Genomic DNA, 21,566 nt, shown 5'->3' with positions numbered 1-21,566 from the left:
TGCCCTATATCTTCATAAGATTTGAGTTAAGAAAATAATATTGTGCTTTTTTAGGAGCATATTTCAGTCGGAAACATTAATTTTGTACCGTTTATGAAGGATATGAATATGCAAGAAACAGAATATATTAATGTGTATGGTGCCCGTGTGCACAATTTGAAAGATATTGATGCTGAAATTCCCCGTAACAGTTTGACAGTGATTACCGGATTGAGTGGTAGTGGTAAATCTTCCTTGGCTTTCGATACGATATTTGCCGAGGGACAGCGCCGCTATATCGAGACTTTTTCGGCCTATGCCCGCAACTTTTTGGGGAATCTGGAACGTCCGGATGTCGATAAAATAACAGGGCTGAGTCCGGTTATCTCTATCGAACAGAAAACTACGAATAAAAATCCCCGTTCTACCGTGGGAACAACAACGGAAATATACGATTATCTTCGTCTGCTCTATGCCCGTGCAGGTATTGCTTATTCGTACCTGTCAGGAGAGGAGATGGTGAAATATACGGAAGAACAGATTCTGGATTTAATCCTGAAAGATTATAAAGGAAAGAAAATATACTTGCTCGCACCCTTGGTTCGTTCGCGTAAGGGACATTACAAAGAACTCTTCGAACAGGTGCGAAAGAAAGGATATCTCTATGTACGGATAGACGGCGAACTGCGTGAAGTGACGCACGGCATGAAACTCGACCGTTACAAGAATCATGATATTGAGGTAGTCATTGATAAACTGATAGTAGCCGAGAAAGATGATAAACGCCTGAAACAGAGCGTGGCAACTGCTATGCGCCAAGGTGATGGTTTATTGATGATTCTTGATGCGCAGACAGAAAGTGTCCGTCATTACAGTAAACGCCTGATGTGTCCGGTTACCGGACTGTCTTATCGGGAACCGGCTCCTCATAACTTCTCGTTCAACTCTCCGCAGGGAGCGTGCCCGAAATGTAAAGGATTAGGCGTGGTCAATCAGATTGATGTCGATAAAGTGATTCCCGACCGTGAACTTTCCATCTATGAAGGAGCGATAGCACCTTTGGGAAAATACAAGAATGCCATGATTTTCTGGCAGATCGGTGCTTTGCTGGAGAAGTATGAAGCCACTTTAAAAACTCCGGTGAAGGAATTGTCGGATGATGCGGTTGAAGAAATATTATATGGTTCGGATGACCGGATCAAGATCAAGAGTTCGCTGATAGGAACTTCTTCTGATTACTTTGTAACCTATGAAGGAGTCGTAAAATATATCCAGATGCTTCAGGAAAAGGATGCTTCTGCTACCGCGCAGAAGTGGGCGGAGCAGTTTGCCCGTACCACTGTTTGTCCGGAATGTAAAGGTGCCCGGTTGAATAAAGAAGCATTGCACTTCCGTATTCATGACAAGAACATCAATGACTTGGCCAATATGGACATCAATGAGCTATATGACTGGTTGATGAACGTAGATCAATTTCTGTCCGATAAACAAAAGAAAATCGCAGCCGAGATTCTGAAAGAAATTCGTACGCGTTTGAAATTCTTGTTGGATGTAGGATTGGATTATTTGGCATTGAACCGTAGCTCGGTCAGCCTGTCCGGTGGTGAAAGTCAGCGTATTCGTCTGGCTACACAGATCGGCTCGCAATTGGTGAATGTGCTTTATATTCTGGATGAACCGAGTATCGGGTTGCACCAGCGTGACAATCTGCGTTTGATCCGCTCGTTGAAAGAGCTTCGTGATATGGGAAACTCGGTTATCGTTGTTGAACACGATAAAGATATGATGCTGGCTGCCGATTATGTGATTGATATGGGGCCTAAAGCCGGTCGTCTGGGTGGGGAGGTAGTCTTCTCGGGAACCCCGTCAGAAATGCTTCAAACCGAAACGATGACTTCGCAGTATCTGAACGGAGAGATGAAAATAGAAGTACCCGCCAAGCGAAGAAAAGGAAATGGAAAATCTATCTGGCTGAAAGGAGCGAAGGGAAATAATCTGAAAAATGTAGATGTTGAATTTCCGTTAGGGAAGTTGATTTGTGTGACCGGAGTATCCGGAAGTGGTAAATCGACGTTGATTAATGAGACTTTGCAGCCGATTCTTTCACAGAAATTCTATCGCTCTTTGCAGGATCCTTTGGAATACGATTCTATAGAGGGACTGGAAAACATAGATAAGGTAGTGGACGTAGATCAATCTCCGATTGGTCGTACCCCCCGTTCCAATCCGGCCACTTATACAGGTGTATTTTCTGATATCCGTAACTTGTTCGTAAGCCTTCCGGAAGCTAAGATTCGCGGTTACAAGCCCGGACGCTTCTCTTTTAATGTATCGGGCGGTCGTTGTGAAGCCTGTACCGGAAATGGATACAAGACGATTGAAATGAACTTCTTGCCGGATGTGTATGTGCCTTGTGAGGTTTGCCACGGCAAGCGGTATAATCGCGAAACGCTTGAAGTACGTTTCAAAGGAAAGTCTATTGCTGATGTGCTTGATATGACTATAAACCGTGCTGTCGAATTCTTTGAGAATGTGCCGCAGATTCTGAATAAGATAAAAGTCTTGCAGGATGTCGGTTTGGGCTATATTAAATTAGGGCAGTCATCTACTACCCTTTCTGGTGGAGAGAGCCAGCGTGTGAAACTAGCAACAGAATTGTCCAAGCGAGATACCGGTAAAACACTTTACATTCTCGATGAACCGACTACCGGACTTCACTTTGAGGATATCCGTGTATTGATGGGGGTACTTAATAAGCTGGTGGACAAAGGTAATACCGTCATTGTAATCGAACATAACCTGGACGTTATCAAGATGGCGGATTATATCATAGACATGGGACCTGAAGGTGGTAAGGGCGGGGGAGTACTCCTTAGCTACGGAACACCGGAAGAGGTTGCGAAGAGCCAGAAAGGTTATACTCCTAAGTTTCTTCGCGAGGAATTAGGACTTTAATATTGAAGTATAAGTGTCGGCTTACTAAAAAGAAACAACAAGATGAAAATCAATAAAACGAATGCGGCGCGTTTGCTGGATAAAGCTAAAATAGCGTATGAACTGATTCCTTATGAAGTTGACGAAAACGATCTGAGTGCCATTCATGTAGCTGCCAGCTTAGGCGAGAATATAGAACAGGTATTTAAGACACTGGTTCTTCACGGTGACAAAAGCGGTTATTTTGTTTGCGTCATTCCGGGTGAGCACGAAGTCGATCTGAAGCTGGCAGCAAAGGCTTCGGGCAATAAAAAGTGTGATCTGATACCGGTGAAAGAACTTCTTCCGCTGACGGGATATATCCGGGGCGGCTGTTCGCCTATTGGCATGAAGAAACATTTTCCTACTTATATTCATGAAACCTGCCGGCAATTTCCGTATATTTATGTAAGTGCCGGTGTACGGGGGCTGCAGATAAAGCTTGCGCCGGGTGATTTAATCCGTGAATCGAGGGCAGAAATTTGCCGTTTATTTGAGGAATAAATCCAAAAAAGTATATATTTGCAGAATATATGTCATTAGAAAAATTATCAATCATTAATTAATAAATTTATATCTATGTTTGACAAACACCCTAAAGGACTGATAGCAGCCGCTTTAGCCAATCTAGGTGAACGCTTTGGCTTCTATACAATGATGGCGATCCTCGTGCTTTTCTTGCAAGCTAAGTTTGGAATGAATGGAAAAGAAGCGGGATTTATTTATTCAACTTTCTATTTTTCCATTTACATTCTTGCTTTGGTTGGAGGTATTATCGCCGATAAGACACGAAACTACAAAGGAACTATTTTCACGGGAATTGTGCTGATGGCAGTGGGATACTTGTTGTTGGCTATTCCATCCAAGACTCCGGTAGACAATCAGACCTTTTATCTGGTCATTACTTGCGCCAGCTTGTTTGTGATTGCATTTGGTAATGGATTATTTAAAGGAAATCTGCAAGCTCTGGTAGGGCAGATGTACGATAATCCTCAATATGCCAGCATGCGTGACTCCGGTTTCTCCTTGTTTTATATGTTCATTAATATCGGTGCAATCTTTGCTCCGTTTGCAGCGGTAGGTGTACGTAACTGGTGGTTGTCTACTTTCGGTTATAATTACGATGCTGATCTTCCTGCATTATGTCACGGTCATTTGGCTGGTACTTTGTCGCCCGAAGCTACTGAAACTTATCATACGTTGGTAGAGAAAGCTTCCAACGCTCCGGTACAGGATTATACAGCTTTTGCATCCGATTACCTGAATGTCTTTACTACAGGTTTCCATTATGCATTTGGAGTGGCTATCATTGCTATGGTCATTTCTTTGACTATCTATTTGCTGAATAAGAGAAACTTCCCCGATCCCAGCAAGAAAGCCGCTGCGTCTTCAGCATCTTCGGCTACTGTAGAAATGAGTATTCAGGAAGTGAAACAACGTATGTATGCCCTGTTCGCAGTGTTCGGAGTTGTTATCTTCTTCTGGTTCTCTTTCCATCAGAATGGTTTGACTTTGACATACTTTGCAAAGGAATACACTGACCTTAACTTGTTTGGTATGCCTATTTCCGCTGAGTTGTTCCAGTCGTTGAATCCGTTCTTTGTTGTTTTCCTGACTCCTGTGATTATGGCAATCTTTGCCAGCCAGCGCAGACGTGGAAAAGAGCCTTCTACTCCTAAGAAGATTGCAATTGGTATGGGTATTGCCGCATTGGCCTTTATCGTAATGGCTGTCGGTTCTTATTTTGCCAATCTGCCTTTGCACAAGGACATTATCGCTGTAGGAACTTCACCGGTGAAAGTGACTCCGTTCTTGTTGATGCTGACTTATCTGATTTTGACGGTAGCTGAATTGTATATTTCTCCGTTGGGAATTTCATTTGTGTCTAAAGTAGCTCCTCCGAAATACCAGGGTATTATGCAGGGAGGCTGGTTAGGTGCGACTGCACTTGGCAATCAGCTGTTGGTGATCGGTGCTATTTTGTATGAATCCATTCCTATCTGGATGACATGGACAGTATTTGTGGTAGCTTGTACTATTTCAATGTTTACCATGATCTTCATGCTGAAATGGCTGGAACGCGTAGCGAAATAAGCCCGCTTGGTAATAAATAAACGAATGCCCCGGAACATTGATTGAGTAACAATCTGTTCCGGGGCATTTTGTATATGGTTACCTTACTTTTCAGATATCCAGTCCCATGATATAATCATTCATATAGTACCCGTTGCCAATCGGAAAATCCCCTTCCCGCAATTTTCTCATACCCATCCGTTCATAGAACAGTAAAGCCTTGTTGTTACGGTTCACGTTAAGCTCCATTAAGCAAGGTTCCGGATGCACCTCCTTGATATATCTGACAGCCTCTCTGAATAAAAAACTACCGCAGTGTGCGCCTTGAAAATGGGGGAGGACATAGATTTTCTGCAGATGGAATACATTCTCTTCCTGTTGCTGTACGGAGACATAGCCACAGGGCTCATCTCCTTCATATGCGATAAAATAAACATGACCTTCTTCTTCCATTTGTTTCCGGATATTTTCGGGAGAGTACATCCAGTCCATCATATAGTCCAGTTGTCCGGGAGATAAGATCTCTTGGTAAGTGGCGGGAAATACTTCACCGGCCATTTGGTTGATCAGACCGCAATCATCTATCCTTGCTTTTCGAATAGTAAACATACGTATTTTCTTTTTTGTGGTTTTATGAGCTGCAAATATAGCTATTATTTCTTTTTATAATAAGGAGAAAACTTCTTAATGATTTAATTATTATTAAATTATAGTACTTTGTAATGCAAGGTACTAGAGTAATGCATATATTTGTCCTGTCAAAAAGAAAAATAACAATGAATGTAGACAATGTAAAATCTCAGATGAGAAAAGGCATGTTGGAGTATTGCATCATGCTTTTACTGCACAAAGAGCCGGCTTATGCTTCTGATATTATTCAGAAGTTGAAAGAGGCACAGCTGATTGTGGTGGAAGGTACCTTATATCCATTGCTGACACGTTTGAAGAATGACGATTTGTTGAGTTATGAATGGGTAGAATCCACGCAGGGACCTCCTCGCAAGTACTATAAGCTCACAGAAAAAGGAGAGGCTTTTTTAGGCGAGCTTGAGATATCCTGGAAGGAACTGAACGAAACCGTGAATCATATTGCTAGTAGATAATTCGATAAAGAAGAAATAATAATGAAAAAAACATTAACTGTAAATTTGGGAGGAACTGTCTATCATATAGATGATGATGCCTATCGTTTGCTGGACGATTATCTGTCCAACCTGAAACATTTTTTTCGCAAACAGGAGGGGGCGGAAGAGATTGTGAATGATATCGAGATTCGTATTGCCGAGCTGTTTGCCGAGAAAGTGTCCGCAGGGAAGCAAGTCATTACTATTGCCGATGTGGAAGAAATAATTGCCCGGGTAGGCAAACCGGAAGATTTTGGTGTATCTGACGACGAATCCGAACCGCATAAGAAGGAACAGACAGCTTCTTCCGGTCAGGGGTATACACGGACCACTACAGCCCGTCGCCTGTTCCGTGATCCGGATAATAAGTTGCTTGGAGGAGTAGCTTCCGGGCTGGCAGCTTATTTTGACTGGGATATCACGCTGGTGCGTATCCTGATGATCGTATTATTGTTTGTTCCCTATTGCCCGATGATTATCCTTTATATTATAGGATGGATTATCATTCCCGAAGCACGTACGGCAGCAGAGAAGCTGAGTATGCGTGGCGAAGCGGTAACCATAGAAAATATAGGCAAAACGGTGACGGACGGATTTGAACGGGTTGCCGACGGGGTCAATAACTTTGTGAACTCGGATAAACCGCGTACCTTTCTGCAAAAAGTAGGAGATGTATTTGTCACGATCGCCGCTATCATTCTTAAGATATTCCTGGTAGCTCTTGTCATCATTTGCTGTCCGGTATTGTTCGTGCTCGCTGTGGTGATAGTAGCTCTTGTGTTTGCGGTGATTGCTGCGCTTGTTGGCGGCGGAGCTCTGCTTTATGAAATGCTTCCGGCTATTGACTGGACGCCCATAGCTACCATATCTCCTGTGATGACATTGCTTGGCACCATTTCAGGAATTGCACTCATTGCCATTCCATTAGGAGCTTTTCTGTACACTATAATGCGTCAGTTGTTTCATTGGTCACCGATGGGGACCGGCTTGAAATGGTCTCTGTTTATCCTATGGGTATTGGGACTGGTCATCGTGATTATCAATTTGTCAGCTCTCGGATGGCAGCTGCCGTTGTATGGACTGCATTGCTTTTAATGTAAGATCGTTCTATTAAAAAAGAATAATATTTATTCTTTTTCTGAGAAATGTGCCCCGATAGTGTGTCTGGGGTACATTTTTTGTTTGTCCCTCTTTGTAAATCGAGATTTTTAATTAAGTTTGTGAGGACTTATTCAATAGATAAAGAAAATGGGTGAACATATATGTTTCAGGAGAAACGAACGTTTGGCTACCGTTAATCCTTATTGGAGAGGAAATCCGATGGTACGCGGACGTTTTTTTAACAGGCAGCACCGTTTCCGCCCCGGTATGGGAAGTGTGTTGAAATGGCGGTTGTCCCCCAATCCTCAGCGGAAAGAAAAGAAAACGGTGAAGTGGGACCCGAAAGTCTGTTATCTTCGTTCGCTGGATGCTGTGGTGGGAGATTCTTTAATATGGCTGGGACATAATTCCTTCTTCCTTCAGTTGGCAGGTAAAAGAATCATGTTCGATCCGGTTTTCGGAAACATCCCTTTTGTGAAAAGACAGAGTGAGTTTCCTGCCAATCCCGACATTTTTACAGAAATTGATTACCTGCTTATCAGTCATGATCATTTTGACCATCTGGACAAGCAAAGTATCACCCGTTTGCTGAATAATAATCCGCAGATGAAATTGTTTTGCGGTTTGGGAACCGGAGAACTGATAAAGAGCTGGTTTCCGGAAATGAGAGTGATTGAGGCCGGCTGGTATCAGCAACTGGAAGATGAAGGGCTGAAAATAACTTTCTTGCCGGCACAGCATTGGAGCAAACGCTCCGTACGTGATGGAGGGCAGCGATTGTGGGGAGCTTTCATGCTGCAGGGGAATGGTGTTTCTCTCTATTATAGCGGAGACACAGGGTATTCTACCCATTTTAGGGAAATCCCGGATCTGTTCGGAGCTCCGGACTATGCCTTGTTGGGTATCGGTGCATATAAACCCCGTTGGTTCATGCGTCCCAATCATATTTCTCCTTATGAATCACTGACTGCCTCCGAAGAGATGCACGCAGGAATAACCATTCCGATGCACTACGGTACATTTGATTTGTCTGATGAACCCTTGCATGATCCGCCTAAAGTATTTGCGGCAGAAGCAAAGAAAAGAAAGATTCGTGTGGAAATCCCTTATCTGGGAGAAATCGTAAAACTGAGTAAAAGAAAGTAATTATAAAATAAACTGAGAGATGAAGAAGTTAGAAGTAAAAGACCTGAAAGAAAATTTCTTTGAGGCGATTGGCAAAGAATGGATGTTGGTTACTGCTGGCACCAAAGAGAAATTTAATACAATGACTGCCAGTTGGGGTGGTATTGGCTGGCTTTGGAATAAGCCCGTTGCTTTTGTTTTTGTCCGCCCCGAACGATATACGTATGAGTTCATCGAGAAAAGTGATTATCTGACACTTTCTTTTTTAGGCGAAGCAAATAAGAAGATTCATGCAGTTTGTGGCTCAAAGTCCGGTCGTGATACGGATAAGGTGAAAGCAACCGGGTTAAAGCCGGTCTTCACAGAACAGGGGAATGTGCTTTTCGAACAGGCCCGCCTGAGTCTGGAAGGAAGAAAACTGTATGCGGATAACATTAAACCTGAATGTTTCCTGGATAAAGAGTCCTTGGAAAAATGGTATGACGATGCTCATGGAGGTTTTCATAAAATGTATATAGTAGAAATCGAAAATATTTGGGAGGGAGATTAATTCTCCCTTTTTTTATTTTTTATCGGTAAAGCTTTGATAAGTGATATAAATATTATACATTTGCCCTAAACTAAACTATTGTAACACAACTAAAACTAAGCGTTATGAAAACAAAAATGTTCTTTCTTGCAGGTATCTGTGCTGCACTCGCAGCTTGTAGTAGTGATTCGGATGATGTGTCTTCTTCTCCATCCAATACTCCGGCGATATTAGAGGTTGTTTCCTATAAGTTTGTGCAGGAGGAAACGGATGTAGTAGAGCGGGTTGAATATCCTGTAGTAGTCTTGCAACATAAAGTAAATGATAAAGATGAACCTCTTCCAATGATATATGCATGGGATGTGGAAGAGGAAGAGAACTCTTTATTTGTATTGACTGAAGGTTCTTTGCCTGTTAATGCTGAAAATTTGGCGGATTTGAAGATTCCTGTTCCTTTCATTGATGCTGGAGGTAAGCTTTTTATAGACGGAACGGGTGCGAAGACTCCGTTGATTTTTGGAGAAACATTAAAAGTAAAGAATGGATCACGTTCTATTGGAAATGTAAAGTATGAGATACCTCCCTATTCAACTTATGAGTTAACAAAACAAGAATGTGGATATCGATGTACCTTAACTTTTTATTTGGTACTGAAGGCCGTAAATAAAGGGGAAGAATACCATTTAAAAGGCAGATGGACTGGAGAACAATTAAGGGAGCAAAAAATGGGATTAATTGATTTATCAGACGAAAAAGGTGCTGAAAAAACTGTTTTAATGGAGGCTCCGATTGAGCTATTTGAAAAGGATTATGAAACAGGTCTAGATTGAATCATAGACCTTATCTAAGTATATAGTAGCAATCGAAAATATATATCATGAGTAAAGTCTAGCGGATTTTAGATGTAATGCAGAAGGCTCTGAACTCAATTTGATTTGAGAACAGAGCCTTCATTATTTGTCTTATATCAAAGATTTATTTTGCAGGAGCCTTCAGCCACTTATCCAGCCACTCAAAGAAAGTGCGTTGCCACAAGACACCATTCTGCGGTTTCAGTACCCAGTGGTTTTCATCCGGATAAATCAGCAACTCTGCAGGTACACCACGCATTACAGCGGCATCAAATGCAGCCATAGCCTGGTTAGCCAAAATACGGAAATCTTTTTCTCCATGAATACAGAGAATCGGAGTATCCCATTTTTCCACGAAGAGGTGAGGGGAGTTGGCGAAAGTACGTTGTGCTATCGGATTCTGTTTTTCCCAGTACGCGCCGCCCATATCCCAGTTGGCAAACCATTTCTCTTCTGTTTCCAGATACTGCATTTCCATATTGAAGATTCCGTCATGAGCGATAAATGCCTTGAAACGTTTGTCGTGATGACCGGCTAACCAATATACGGAGAATCCTCCGAAACTAGCGCCCACACATCCCAGACGATCTTTATCTACATACGATTCTTTTGCCATCTCGTCGATAGCAGTGAAATAGTCTTTCATACACTGGCCACCATAATCACCACTGATCTGTTCGTTCCATTCCACTCCGAATCCCGGTAATCCGCGACGGTTCGGGGCTACAATGATATAGTCGTTGGCAGCCATAATCTGGAAGTTCCAGCGATAAGACCAGAACTGGCTTACCGGACTTTGAGGGCCACCTTCACAGAACAGCAATGTCGGATATTTCTTGTTCGGATCGAACTGGGGAGGATAGATCACCCATGTCAACATATCCTTGCCATCCGTCGTTTTCATCCAGCGACCTTCTACCTTGCCCATTTCCAGCTGATCATAAATCTCCTTGTTCTCCTGTGTCAGTTGAGTGGCAGAACCATCCAATGCTACCGCATAGATCTCATCACCCATACTCATTGAGTGGCGTTTAGCAATCAGTTTGTCACCGAAGAGTGCTACCCCTTCATAATCATACATACCCGAAGTAATCGCCTTTACAGAATCATTCGTCAGGTCAAGAGAATAAATCTGAGTTTCTCCGTGCCATACACCTGTAAAATAGATGGTCTTGGCATCGTTGCCCCAGACAAACGCATCCACATTAGACTCAAATGCTTTGCTGACAAAACGCTTCTCTCCGGTTTCCAGATTCATGATAAACAAACGGTTCAGATCAGCTTCGTATCCATCGCGCTCCATGCTTTGCCATGCAATGTACTTGCCATCCGGAGAGTATTGCGGATTGGTGTCATACCCCTTGTTTTCTTCGGTGATATTATCCGTTTTCTTTGTATTCAGATCATACACATAAATATCCGAATTGGTAGAAACAGCATATTCCAGCCCCGTTTTCTTGCGACAGGTATAAGCCACTTTGTCCGAAGTCGTATTCCACGCCAGCTGCTCAATGCCGCCCCAAGGTTTCATCGGACTTTCGTATGGTTCTCCTTCCAGTATATCCACGATATTGGAAATACCGTTACCGTCAAAGTCTGCCACGAAAGGATGCGGAGCAGTTGTCACCCATTCATCCCAGTGCTTATACATCAGGTCGGTGACAATAATACCTGTAGCTTTCGGCAGATCCGGATATTTATCGGCAGTGCTTTCTTTGGTTTTCACTTGCGAGATGAACAGCAGTTTCTTGCCGTCCGGTGAGATAGAATAACCCTCGATGTCACCATCGTAGTTGGTCAGTTGTTTACGGCCGCTACCGTCCGGATTCATTTCATATAGTTGGCTGCTTCCGTTGTCGTTGCTCAGGAAAGCCAGCTTCGATCCTCCTTTTATCCAGGTCACCTCATTCTCCTGATAAGGAGTGCGGGTGATTTGCCGGTTATCGCTGCCGTCCGCGTTCATGACGAAAACTTCGCGATTACTCTTGTTCTCCGGTACACTGTAGTATGCTACCGTATACGCAATTTTCTTTCCGTCGGGCGATACCGCCAGTCCTCCGATACGTCCCATTGCCCAAAGGGCTTCAGGCGTCATACGCTTCCCTTCGATCTTAATATCGGATTTTTCGATAAGCACCTGATCCGTTTTGCCCGCGTCTTTTGTTCCGCCGCAGGCAGCTAACAACATTGCTGCCGACATCATAAATAGATTTGCTTGTCTCATATTTTATAAAAATGTTTATTTTCTTGCGAAGATAATGAAAAAAGGATTTAAATCTGCTTTTTCTGCCAGTTTCCTTTCTTCATATACCAGTAGCAGAAGAGGAGGATAAAGATTCCATACACACTTTCTGTTGTCCAGGCAAACGCAATGTCCATTTTAAGGTAAAGAATAAAATAAGTAGCGTAAGCTACATAAATTGTCAGTACACAAAGTTCCATGGCCAGTGCCGTGCGTGTGTTACCTGTTCCCGATACCGACTGGAAATACACATTGGCTGGTACCAGCACTACGTAGGCTGCGCATAATACCCATAAAGAAGGGATGGACGCATCCCTCAAATCGGGCATATCCGTGTATATGCGCAGAATCAGGTCGGGAAACAGACAGAAGAATATCAATATCGGCAGTACGAACACATATCCGATACGGATGTGCTGATTGATGGTTCCCCGTACACAATCTTTTTCGCCCGCACCGATAAGGTTGCTGACCAGAGATCCGCAGGTTGCAGCAAAAGCCATGGCGATCATAAACGGGATACCCGACACATTCCGGATAATGTTCGCGATAGCCAATGACCGTTCTCCCAGGTGTTCCACGAACAGGAAGAACATAAACCAGGTAGATAAAGAAACGAAGTTTTGAATCATTGTCCACACGGAGACATTGAGAATCCGCTTCAATGTCCGGCTTTGGAATTTCGGCAGGATATTCAGTGCATACTTCTTGCAGTCGATCCGCTTCCAGGTATAGATGATAAAGAAAATTACCGATACCAGCTCAGCCAGGGATGAACCGATGGCTGCACCGGCAATGCCCAGTTGCGGGAAACCGAACTTACCGAAAATCAGGATATAGTTGAATACCACGTTAGAAAGCACCATCACGATGGAATTCAGCGTCAGCGTCTTGGTCTGTGTCGTACCGACAAAGAAGGCGCGGAACATCACTCCGACAAATGAGAAAAAGAACCCGTACACCCGCCAATGAATATAACTTTCCGCTGCATCATAAATGTGAGGGGACGAAATGATATTCTTTAAAATAAATGGCGAGAATACGATGGAAAGTGTAAACAGAATCGCAGCAACCACTACCAGGAAATAAATCCCCTGATAGAAAATCGGTCCGATTTCCTTGTAGTTTCCTTCCCCGTTGCGACGGGCGATCAATATCTGTGCTCCTACGCTGAATCCGAATGCCATCATGAAAATAGCCAGGTAGTAAACCCCGGCGATGGCGGATGCCCCTAATTCAATTTCCCCGACACGTCCAAGAAAGGCCGTGTCCGTCATGCCGATCAGCTGCTCCATAATCAGGCTGATCAGAATAGGGTAGGCGATCGTCCAGATTTGTTTATAAGTATATTTTGTCTTCATATTAAGTTTGTTTTTTAGAGAAAGAAAGCCGGACAAACCCCTTTCGGTTGCCCGGCTTTCTCAGAATATATCTTCGGATAATTTCTTATCGTTTATTCTGTTTTTGCTGCTGTAACTGTTCCTGTTGCTTTTGCATAGCTTCCAGGCGTGCAGCAAATCCGGTCTTTTTCATTTGTTTCGGGTCTTTTTTCTTAGCTTCCAGAATAGCCAGTAATTTTGTTTCGTCTGTAGTTTTACGCAACAAAATCATGGTTCCTACACTAATCAGTGTTGACACGAAATAATAATAGTTCAATCCCGAAGGATAGTCGTTCAGTACGAACAGGAACATAATCGGCATCAGATACATCATCCATTTCATCGCAGCCATTTGCGGTTGTGCTCCTGTATCCTGCATCGTCATTGTATACTTTGTGTTCAAGATGTTGGTTACCGTCATCAGCAAGCAGAACAAGCTGAGATGGTTGCCCAGGAACGGGATATGGAACGGGAATGTGATGAACGCGTCGTAAGTGGACAAGTCGTCCGCCCACAAAAAGCTCTGCTGACGTAACTCGATAGCGCTCGGTACGAACATGAACAATGCCATCAAGATCGGGAACTGCAATAACATTGGCAGACAACCGCCCATCGGGCTCACGCCATACTGGCTGTAAAGGCTCATCATCTCCTGCTGTTTCTTCATCGCATCTTCCTGCTTCGGATACTTCTTGTTGATCTCGTCGATTTTCGGTTTCAATACACGCATCTTGGCAGAAGACATGTATGTTTTCCAGGTAGCAGGGTAAACTACCACCTTCACCATGATTGTCAGAATCAACAGTACGATACCCATGCTCAAGCCCCAGCCCGACAGCCAGTCGAATACGTTGATCGTGATAAACTGGTTGATCCAGCGGATTAACGGCCAGCCCAGATATACCAGTCTGTTAAGTTCCCATTTCTCTGTACGTCCTTTGTCCAGTGCCTTCAAGGTCTTGAAGTGGTTCGGACCAAAGTAGAAGTACATTTCTGTCGGTTGTTTTCCGCTCGGATCGAAGAAGGTACTCATTTCTGCAGAATAATCCTTGATATATCCGCTTCCTTGTTGTTCCATTCTTGACTTCACAGAAACCTTGTTGAAGTCCTGGTCTGCGATGAATACAGAAGAGAAGAACTGGTTTTTGAATGCTACCCAGTCTATCGCTGTATTGCCCAGATCCTTTTCGTCATCCTTGGCAGCCGACAGATTATCTACATTGTCACCTTTTACCTTATAAGTCAGCTCTGAGAGGCGGTTTTCGTAAGTGAATCCCTTTTCCAGCTGGCGTGCACGCTGTGTCCAGTCGATGTCTACATACTCCGTACTGGCCAGTTTGCCTTCCATGCCTGTTGCTTTGATTTCAAAGTTCATCAGGTAGCTGTTCGGTTTCAGCGTATAGATAAAATCGATGTAGCTGGCGTTGTCCGCAGCCAGACGCATAGTTACGCTGCTGTCTGTCTTATTGACAGCTTCGAAGTAATAGTCCTTTGTCTGGATGGCTCCTTGCTTGTTGTAGAAGTTGAAACTCATGGTAGCATCATCACCGTCGAACAGTACGACAGGGTTTGTCTTGTCCTGTCCTTTGTATTCTTTCAGCATAGCCGAATATACCCGTCCGCCTTTCGTAGTGAAAGTGATTTCCGCTACGCTGTTCTGGATGCTTACTTTGGAATCAGTTCCATGCATCGCGTTGAAAAACAGGGCAGAAGAATCTGCTGCCGCCGCTGCACCTTTGTTTTCATTGGCGAGTGCGGCTTCTGTTTTTGCTTTCAGCGCTTCCTGCTGCTGTTGCACCACGGCAATAGAATCGTAGTATTTCTTCTGCGCAGCTATCTGCTCCTCGCTTGGACGGCTCAGATAACTGAATCCTACCAATAATATACCTATTAAAACGAGACCTGTAATGGTGTTTTTATCCATTCCTATTAATTATGAATTATAAATTTTTGAATAATAAATTGTCAATTGTCAACTGTCAATTGTCAATTCTTCTCGTTCTCGATGGCTGCCTTCACGAAAGCCACAAACAACGGATGCGGGTTCAATACCGTACTGCTGTATTCCGGATGGAACTGAGTGCCGATAAACCACTTCAATGCCGGGATCTCAACGATTTCCACCAGATCCGATTCGGGGTTGATACCCACGCATTTCATACCGGCAGCTTCGTATTGAGCCTTATAGTCATTGTTGAACTCATAGCGATGGCGGTGACGTTCCTGAATATGTTCTTCACCATAAGCAAGGTATGCTTTCGATCCTTTCTGAAGCACACATTCGTAAGCGCCCAGACGCATCGTACCTCCCATATTGGTGATCGCTTTCTGTTCCTCCATGATGTCGATCACGTTGTGCGGAGTCTTTTCATCCATTTCGCGTGAGTCGGCATCGGCATATCCCAATACGTTGCGGGCAAATTCGATAGCGATACATTGCATACCCAGACAGATACCGAAGGTCGGTATATCATGTGTACGTGTATATTTGATGGCAACGAACTTACCGTCGATACCACGCTGACCGAATCCCGGACCGATCATCACGCCTGCCATGCCTTTCAAGGCTTCGGCTACGTTCTCATCTGTCAGTTTTTCGCTGTTCACAAAGTGAACCTCCACTTTGCGGTCGTTGTAAGTACCTGCCTGTGACAATGCTTCACGGATTGACTTGTAAGCATCCTGCAAGTCATATTTACCTACCAATGCGATGTTGATGGGTTCTTTCGTTTCAGCAGCATGACGGCGTTCCAGGAATTTACGCCACGGACCTAGTCCCGGAGTTTCTCCTACGGGCAGCCCCATCTTTTCAAGGATTGTGCTGTCCAGTCCCTGTGCCTGCATCAGGAGAGGTACTTCATAAATTGTTTCTGCGTCGATAGACTGCACGACAGCCTTGTCATCCACATTACAGAATTGAGCTACTTTTTTGCGGAGTCCGTCGCTCAGCGGGTGTTCGGCACGAAGCACCAATACGTCCGGCTGAATACCTACACTCTGGAGTTCCTTGACAGAATGCTGTGTCGGTTTGGTTTTCAGCTCTCCGGCAGCGGCAAGATAAGGCACATATGTCAGGTGTACGCAAAGAGCGTTCTTACCCAACTCCCATTTCAACTGGCGGATACTTTCGAGGTAGGGGAGTGATTCGATATCACCTACCGTACCACCGATTTCGGTAATTACAAAATCGAACTTGTATTTGTTACCGAGCAATTTTACGTTCCGTTTGATTTCATCCGTGATATGAGGAATCACCTGAATCGTCTTACCCAGATAGTCTCCACGGCGTTCTTTGTCAATAACACTTTTGTAGATACGTCCCGTAGTGATGTTGTTAGCCTTTGTAGTCTGAATACCCAGGAAACGTTCGTAGTGTCCCAGGTCAAGATCGGCTTCATGGCCGTCTACGGTCACATAGCATTCTCCATGCTCATAAGGATTCAATGTTCCCGGGTCGATGTTGATATACGGGTCAAACTTCTGGATGGTTACATTGTAACCTCTTGCTTGCAGCAATTTACCGATGGAGGATGAGATGATCCCTTTTCCTAAAGAAGAGGCAACACCACCGGTGACGAAAATATACTTTGTTTCTCCCACAGCTATAACTGTTTTAATTATTTTTACTTAGTAGTTTCTTACGAACTTAAAAAGCGCAAAATTATAAAAAAAAGGGGAAGAATGCAGACTTTCCCCTCTACAATTTTATTAAAAAATGCAATTTTGAAAGATTCCTATGTTTTCTAAACAAAATAATGTAGATTTGCACCAAATTAGGAATATTATGAGAAGAGAGTTATTATCATTCGTAGTTTTTACCTCGACTTTATCTTTATCGCTTTCAGCACAGACCGCCACTCAACCTTCTACCGTAGTGGCAAAAGCGAAAATTGTGAAGGCAGACACGCTTTCGTCAGAACTTCAGAAGTATTTAATGCTTAAATTGAATCTGTCCGGAGAAACTCCTAAATTGGACACTGTATCAATCTTATATAATAAGTATATCGGTCAGTTGGACTATCTGAATGACCCGTCTGTACCGGAACGTTATATTCCGTCCGATCCTGACTATTTTCGTCTGTTTACTCCGTTAGCCTATTATTATGCTCCGATGGCGCAGTATTCAAAGGTGGACTGGAAACCGGTACAGTTTGACTCTTTGCCCGACAACTTGAAAAAGTTGACAGCGGAACTTCTTCCTTATGATACTTTGGCATATACGAAGTCCGAGCGTGCCAATCAATCGGTCAATAAAGCACTGATGGCTCTTTATCTCAATCATCCGGAATTGGTTGTCACCACGGAAAACCGTATCATGAGCCGTGATGTCTTCCGTAGGGATGTGAAACCGAAGATTTCTCCGAAGGCATCTGTTGTCCATCTTTTCCAGCCGGAAGAAATGAGCAACGATGTAGGCAAGGCAAAAATGAAAATCAGCCGTCCTAACTGGTGGGTTACCGGAGGTAACGGTTCTTTGCAAATCAGCCAGAACCACCTTTCTGAGAACTGGTACAAGGGAGGAGAAAGTAACTTTGCCGGTCTGGCTACCTTGCAGCTTTATGCCAATTACAATGATAATGAGAAAGTCCTTTTCGAAAATCAGTTGGAGGCTAAACTGGGTATGACATCCACACCGTCGGATAAATTCCATGATTATCTGATTAATACCGACCAGTTCCGTTTGTACAATAAGTTAGGATTGAGAGCGTTAAAGAACTGGTACTATACTATTTCTTCCGAGTTTAAGACTCAGTTCTGTCACGGTTACAAAGCCAATAGCGAAGAACTTGTTTCCGCATTCCTGTCTCCGGCGGATTTGGCAGTCAGTATCGGTATGGACTACAAATTGAATAAGCAGAAATTCAATCTTTCTGTTTTCATCGGTCCGCTGACTTATAACTTGCGATATATCGACAATTCGGAAGTAGATGAAACCAAGTTCGGTCTGGAGAAAGGCAAATGCTCTAAAAACGATTTCGGTTCTCAGTTGCAGTCAACGTTCAACTGGAAAATCATTTCGGCTGTTTCGCTGGAATCCCGTCTGAACTATCTGACCAATTACGAATGGGTACGTGTGGAGTGGGAGAATACATTCAACTTTGTTTTGAACCGCTATCTTTCTACTAAACTTTACGTACACGCCCGTTTTGACGACAGTTCAAAACCAACCGTTGAAAATGGCAGCTTTTTCCAGCTGAAGGAATTGCTGAGCTTCGGTATTAACTATAAGTGGTAATTTTTTTTAGGCACGGATTACACAGATTTCACGGTTTCAGGAATTGAGTAACTAAAAACCGTGTTAATTCGTGTAATCCGTGCCTTATTTTATCTCTATGTCCTCAACGTTGAAATGATATACCTTCCCGGATTATCAATCTTTCCCCACTTGGTGGTAGACAGCGTGATCCATATCTGCGTCCCCTTCTTTCCATAATCCGACAGCTTGAGAATAGCTGTAATTTCTTTCTTGTTTGTTACTCCATGTTGTGCCAGGCTGTCCAGAAGTCCTTTGACGTTGTGCGTACTCTTGTTGTAGGCATAACCGGGGATTTCGAGCGAAGGCGAAGCCGTATTGTCTTCTTCCTCTTCTGCTTTTCTTTTCTCTCCTTTACTTTGTCCGGAAATGTCAGCAATTTCGGGTGAAATGTTCTCATTTTCCAGTTTCAATTCACCTTGTACTGACGAATTGTTTGCATCCTTTGTATTATTTTCCTTTTCCTGTTTTTGGGTGTCATTGACTAACAGGTAGGGCAAATCTTCTAACTTTCTTTTCCTGCGGCAGGTAGCATCTATCCAGATGTGCTGAATTTCAAGGGAAGTCAATATCTGAAACTTCTCATAGCTTTCTTTGTCAAAGAATCCTTTGTCAAGCAAAATTTGAATGATTCCGTCTATCTCTTTTCCTTTCAGTTCTCCTCCCAGCTTGCGGGCAAAAATCAACGATTGTTCCTCACCCCATGGGATGTAATATCCTTCTTTGAATATTTTACATAGAAGTTTGCATACAGCTCCATCCACTCTGATGCCATATTTGGCTTCAGCCAGTTCAATGGCATCTCTGTCGAAAAAGTTTACGGTAAGCGGAAAATAGTCTACGCTTAAATAAGTTGTGCTCATATCAGTCTTATTGTTTGTTTTTAAGTTTATACAATTGGTTTCCAATCGAGAAAATTCTCAATCTGAAAGGTTCTCCATCCTTTCTCTTCCATGCACCAGAATATGAAGGTACTGTGTACCTGCTTCATGTCATAAGAGTGGTGAAAGTCTTTGGAATAAGAAATAAGAGTGCCTGTAACTAACTGAAAACTACCGTTCTGTCTGTAGTATGCGATGATGGCATGGCCATATTGCATGTAGTCTGCCAGTGATTTCACTTTTTCGGCTATTCGTTCTGCGATCGTTTCCGAATAACCTTTCTCTGATACGATACGTTTTTTCCATACTTCTGTTAATCGATCTCTTTCTTCTTCTGTTTTGTTAGTGGCTATCAGCCGTTTTTCTTTTGTCATTACATTATAAATTTGTTAGTAAAATAGTTATATTTAAAGAAAAGGCGGAACTATCTGTAGGATGCTTACACTATCGTGCGATGATAGTTACACTATCCTGCCGGGATAGTGACACTATCTTGCTGTTATAGTGACACTATAATTTCTGCCGGATAGTTCGTTCATTTCTTTATCTAAAAAACGGGGGCAAAAGTATAAGTTGTATTTTTTCGCTCCAATTATTTTTGCTATTTTCTACTGTGATACTTTGATTTGTATTGTTCTTTCTCTTCTTTTTCGTGCTTCGAAATTATTCCGATTCCTTTGCTTAAACTGCTAATTTCGCTGAGTATACTCCTGAATTTCATTAATCTATATCCATGATGTGTGTTTACGTAAAAGATTCTCCAGTCTGCAATGTACTTGGCTAGTCCTGTTAAAGATTTTACGTAGGAATTAAACTCGTCATCTTCGTAATAAGTGCGAAGACAGGCAATGAAATAGTGTTTTTTTTCGCCTGTGATGCCATTTCTTTTTCTGACCTCATCGATGTCAATAATTTCGTCATCATCCTGATAATCAGTTTCAAGACTTCTCTTCTTTTGTGTGCCAGTTGCATTTTTCAGGCATTTTTTTGTCGTTGTCATTTCTTTTGATTTAAATAAAATTAATAAATGGCATTAAGATGGAAATTCCAAATTTTCGCCCTATAATTGTATATAAAATAACTAGTGATGCAAATAATGAATAAAAATGGATTTAGCCGATGTGGGGAACTATACATCGGCCTTTTACGAAAAGAAGGTCGTTTTTCTACGGCACATGTCTATCAAAATGCTCTTTTCTCTTTTAATAAATTTTGTGGTAATGCCAGTGTATCTTTCAGGCAAGTCACTCGTGACCGATTGCGTCGTTACGGGGAACATCTGTATGATTCGGGCTTAAAACCGAATACGGTATCAACGTATATGCGTATGCTTCGCAGTATCTATAACCGTGGGGTAGAGTTGGGTAGTGCGCCCTATGTACATGGCCTGTTCCGTGATGTGTATACAGGAGTGGATATCCGTCAGAAAAGGGCTCTTCCGGTGAGTGAACTCCGACGGCTTCTTTACGAAGATCCCAAGACGGATTGTTTGCGGCGCACACAATCGATTGCTGCTTTGATGTTTCAATTCTGTGGGATGTCTTTTGCCGATTTGGCTCATTTGGAAAAGTCGGCTTTAGATTGTAATGTGATCCGATATAATCGAATTAAAACCAGAACTCCAATGAGTGTGGAAGTTTTGGATACAGCTAAGGAAATGATGAATCAGCTTCGCAATTCCCAGTCATCGCGTCCGGGTTGCCCCGATTACCTTTTCAGTATCCTTTCCGGTGATAAGAAACGTAAGGATGAACGTGCTTATCGTGAATATCAGTCTGCACTTCGCCGGTTTAATAATCATTTGAAAAGTTTGGCGAGGGCTTTGCACCTGACTTCTCCGGTAACTTCTTACACGATTCGCCATTCTTGGGCAACTACTGCAAAGTTCCGTGGAGTTCCAATTGAAATGATCAGTGAATCTTTAGGGCATAAGTCTATAAAGACGACACAAATTTATCTGAAGGGGTTTGAGTTGAAAGAGCGTACAGAGGTAAATCGTAAGAATTTGCATTACGTGAAGACTTGCCCTTTAGGTCGAATTTGAATGGTTAAAAA

General features: G+C 43.0%; 18 protein-coding genes. 10 read left to right on the top strand and 8 right to left on the bottom strand.

What is annotated here, in order from left to right; translation table 11 throughout:
* The first annotated feature begins 108 nt into the window (after positions 1–108).
* From uvrA to DW640_RS06090, 3 genes are all read left to right on the top strand, one after another.
* Positions 109–2,934 carry an excinuclease ABC subunit UvrA gene (gene uvrA, locus DW640_RS06100; RefSeq protein ID WP_032813763.1) on the top strand — a complete coding sequence of 942 codons (2,826 nt, stop codon included), beginning with the start codon at positions 109–111 and terminating at the stop codon, positions 2,932–2,934.
* Positions 2,935–2,976: 42 nt separating this feature from the next.
* Positions 2,977–3,456, top strand: a complete 480-nt coding sequence (gene ybaK, locus DW640_RS06095) for a Cys-tRNA(Pro) deacylase (RefSeq protein ID WP_008763164.1) — start codon at positions 2,977–2,979, stop codon at positions 3,454–3,456.
* A 75-nt stretch (positions 3,457–3,531) separates the two neighbouring features.
* The gene (locus DW640_RS06090; RefSeq protein WP_113748444.1) at positions 3,532–5,046 is read left to right on the top strand and encodes a peptide MFS transporter; all 1,515 of its coding nucleotides are present in this window, start codon (positions 3,532–3,534) and stop codon (positions 5,044–5,046) included.
* Positions 5,047–5,136: 90 nt separating this feature from the next.
* Here DW640_RS06090 and DW640_RS06085 read toward each other — a convergent pair whose 3' ends face one another.
* Positions 5,137–5,634 (bottom strand): GNAT family N-acetyltransferase, encoded by a 498-nt coding sequence (locus DW640_RS06085; RefSeq protein ID WP_008765089.1) that lies wholly within the window; start codon positions 5,632–5,634, stop codon positions 5,137–5,139.
* 167 nt (positions 5,635–5,801) lie between these two features.
* Between DW640_RS06085 and DW640_RS06080 the strand changes: the two genes are divergently transcribed.
* The 5 genes from DW640_RS06080 to DW640_RS06060 all read left to right on the top strand — a co-directional run bounded on the left by DW640_RS06080 (position 5,802) and on the right by DW640_RS06060 (position 9,734).
* Positions 5,802–6,128, top strand: coding sequence for a PadR family transcriptional regulator (locus tag DW640_RS06080; protein ID WP_032813353.1), 327 nt, complete (start codon positions 5,802–5,804; stop codon positions 6,126–6,128).
* A 21-nt stretch (positions 6,129–6,149) separates the two neighbouring features.
* A complete protein-coding gene (locus DW640_RS06075; protein WP_008765091.1) occupies positions 6,150–7,244 on the top strand; it encodes a PspC domain-containing protein in 1,095 nt (364 codons plus the stop codon).
* A 153-nt stretch (positions 7,245–7,397) separates the two neighbouring features.
* A complete protein-coding gene (locus tag DW640_RS06070) occupies positions 7,398–8,396 on the top strand; it encodes an MBL fold metallo-hydrolase (protein WP_008765092.1) in 999 nt (332 codons plus the stop codon).
* A 19-nt stretch (positions 8,397–8,415) separates the two neighbouring features.
* Positions 8,416–8,925, top strand: a complete 510-nt coding sequence (locus DW640_RS06065) for a flavin reductase (protein ID WP_011107336.1) — start codon at positions 8,416–8,418, stop codon at positions 8,923–8,925.
* Between the two features lie 104 nt (positions 8,926–9,029).
* Entirely contained in the window at positions 9,030–9,734 is a 705-nt protein-coding gene (locus DW640_RS06060) for a hypothetical protein (protein ID WP_172681272.1), read from the top strand.
* 145 nt (positions 9,735–9,879) lie between these two features.
* Here the strand turns inward: DW640_RS06060 and DW640_RS06055 are convergent, their stop codons facing one another.
* The 4 genes from DW640_RS06055 to DW640_RS06040 all read right to left on the bottom strand — a co-directional run bounded on the left by DW640_RS06055 (position 9,880) and on the right by DW640_RS06040 (position 16,976).
* Entirely contained in the window at positions 9,880–11,979 is a 2,100-nt protein-coding gene (locus DW640_RS06055) for a S9 family peptidase (RefSeq protein WP_011107338.1), read from the bottom strand.
* Between the two features lie 47 nt (positions 11,980–12,026).
* Complete coding sequence (gene bexA, locus DW640_RS06050; protein WP_008765095.1) at positions 12,027–13,358, bottom strand: multidrug efflux MATE transporter BexA; 1,332 nt, start codon at positions 13,356–13,358, stop codon at positions 12,027–12,029.
* A gap of 85 nt (positions 13,359–13,443) precedes the next feature.
* The gene (gene yidC / locus DW640_RS06045) at positions 13,444–15,300 is read right to left on the bottom strand and encodes a membrane protein insertase YidC (protein WP_117577619.1); all 1,857 of its coding nucleotides are present in this window, start codon (positions 15,298–15,300) and stop codon (positions 13,444–13,446) included.
* A 62-nt stretch (positions 15,301–15,362) separates the two neighbouring features.
* Positions 15,363–16,976, bottom strand: a complete 1,614-nt coding sequence (locus tag DW640_RS06040; RefSeq protein ID WP_008763175.1) for a CTP synthase — start codon at positions 16,974–16,976, stop codon at positions 15,363–15,365.
* Between the two features lie 184 nt (positions 16,977–17,160).
* On the opposite strand from DW640_RS06040, the gene DW640_RS06035 reads away from it, so the two are divergent.
* On the top strand, positions 17,161–18,612 hold the full coding sequence (locus DW640_RS06035) for a DUF3078 domain-containing protein (RefSeq protein WP_011107340.1): 1,452 nt from the start codon (positions 17,161–17,163) through the stop codon (positions 18,610–18,612).
* A gap of 95 nt (positions 18,613–18,707) precedes the next feature.
* On the opposite strand, the gene DW640_RS06030 is transcribed toward DW640_RS06035, so the two are convergent.
* The 3 genes from DW640_RS06030 to DW640_RS06020 form a co-directional block, all read right to left on the bottom strand.
* Positions 18,708–19,493 carry a DUF4373 domain-containing protein gene (locus DW640_RS06030; RefSeq protein ID WP_008763177.1) on the bottom strand — a complete coding sequence of 262 codons (786 nt, stop codon included), beginning with the start codon at positions 19,491–19,493 and terminating at the stop codon, positions 18,708–18,710.
* Between the two features lie 26 nt (positions 19,494–19,519).
* The gene (locus DW640_RS06025; protein WP_008765097.1) at positions 19,520–19,885 is read right to left on the bottom strand and encodes an SH3 beta-barrel fold-containing protein; all 366 of its coding nucleotides are present in this window, start codon (positions 19,883–19,885) and stop codon (positions 19,520–19,522) included.
* 227 nt (positions 19,886–20,112) lie between these two features.
* A complete protein-coding gene (locus DW640_RS06020) occupies positions 20,113–20,511 on the bottom strand; it encodes a DUF4119 family protein (RefSeq protein ID WP_011107341.1) in 399 nt (132 codons plus the stop codon).
* A gap of 87 nt (positions 20,512–20,598) precedes the next feature.
* Between DW640_RS06020 and DW640_RS06015 the strand changes: the two genes are divergently transcribed.
* Positions 20,599–21,555, top strand: a complete 957-nt coding sequence (locus tag DW640_RS06015; protein ID WP_048696036.1) for a tyrosine-type DNA invertase cluster 3b — start codon at positions 20,599–20,601, stop codon at positions 21,553–21,555.
* Positions 21,556–21,566: the final 11 nt, after the last annotated feature.

Origin of the sequence: Bacteroides sp. AM23-12 (genome assembly GCF_003434395.1) — a bacterium.
Taxonomy (GTDB): Bacteria; Bacteroidota; Bacteroidia; order Bacteroidales; family Bacteroidaceae; genus Bacteroides; species Bacteroides thetaiotaomicron.
This window is presented reverse-complemented; position numbering and strand designations above follow the sequence as displayed.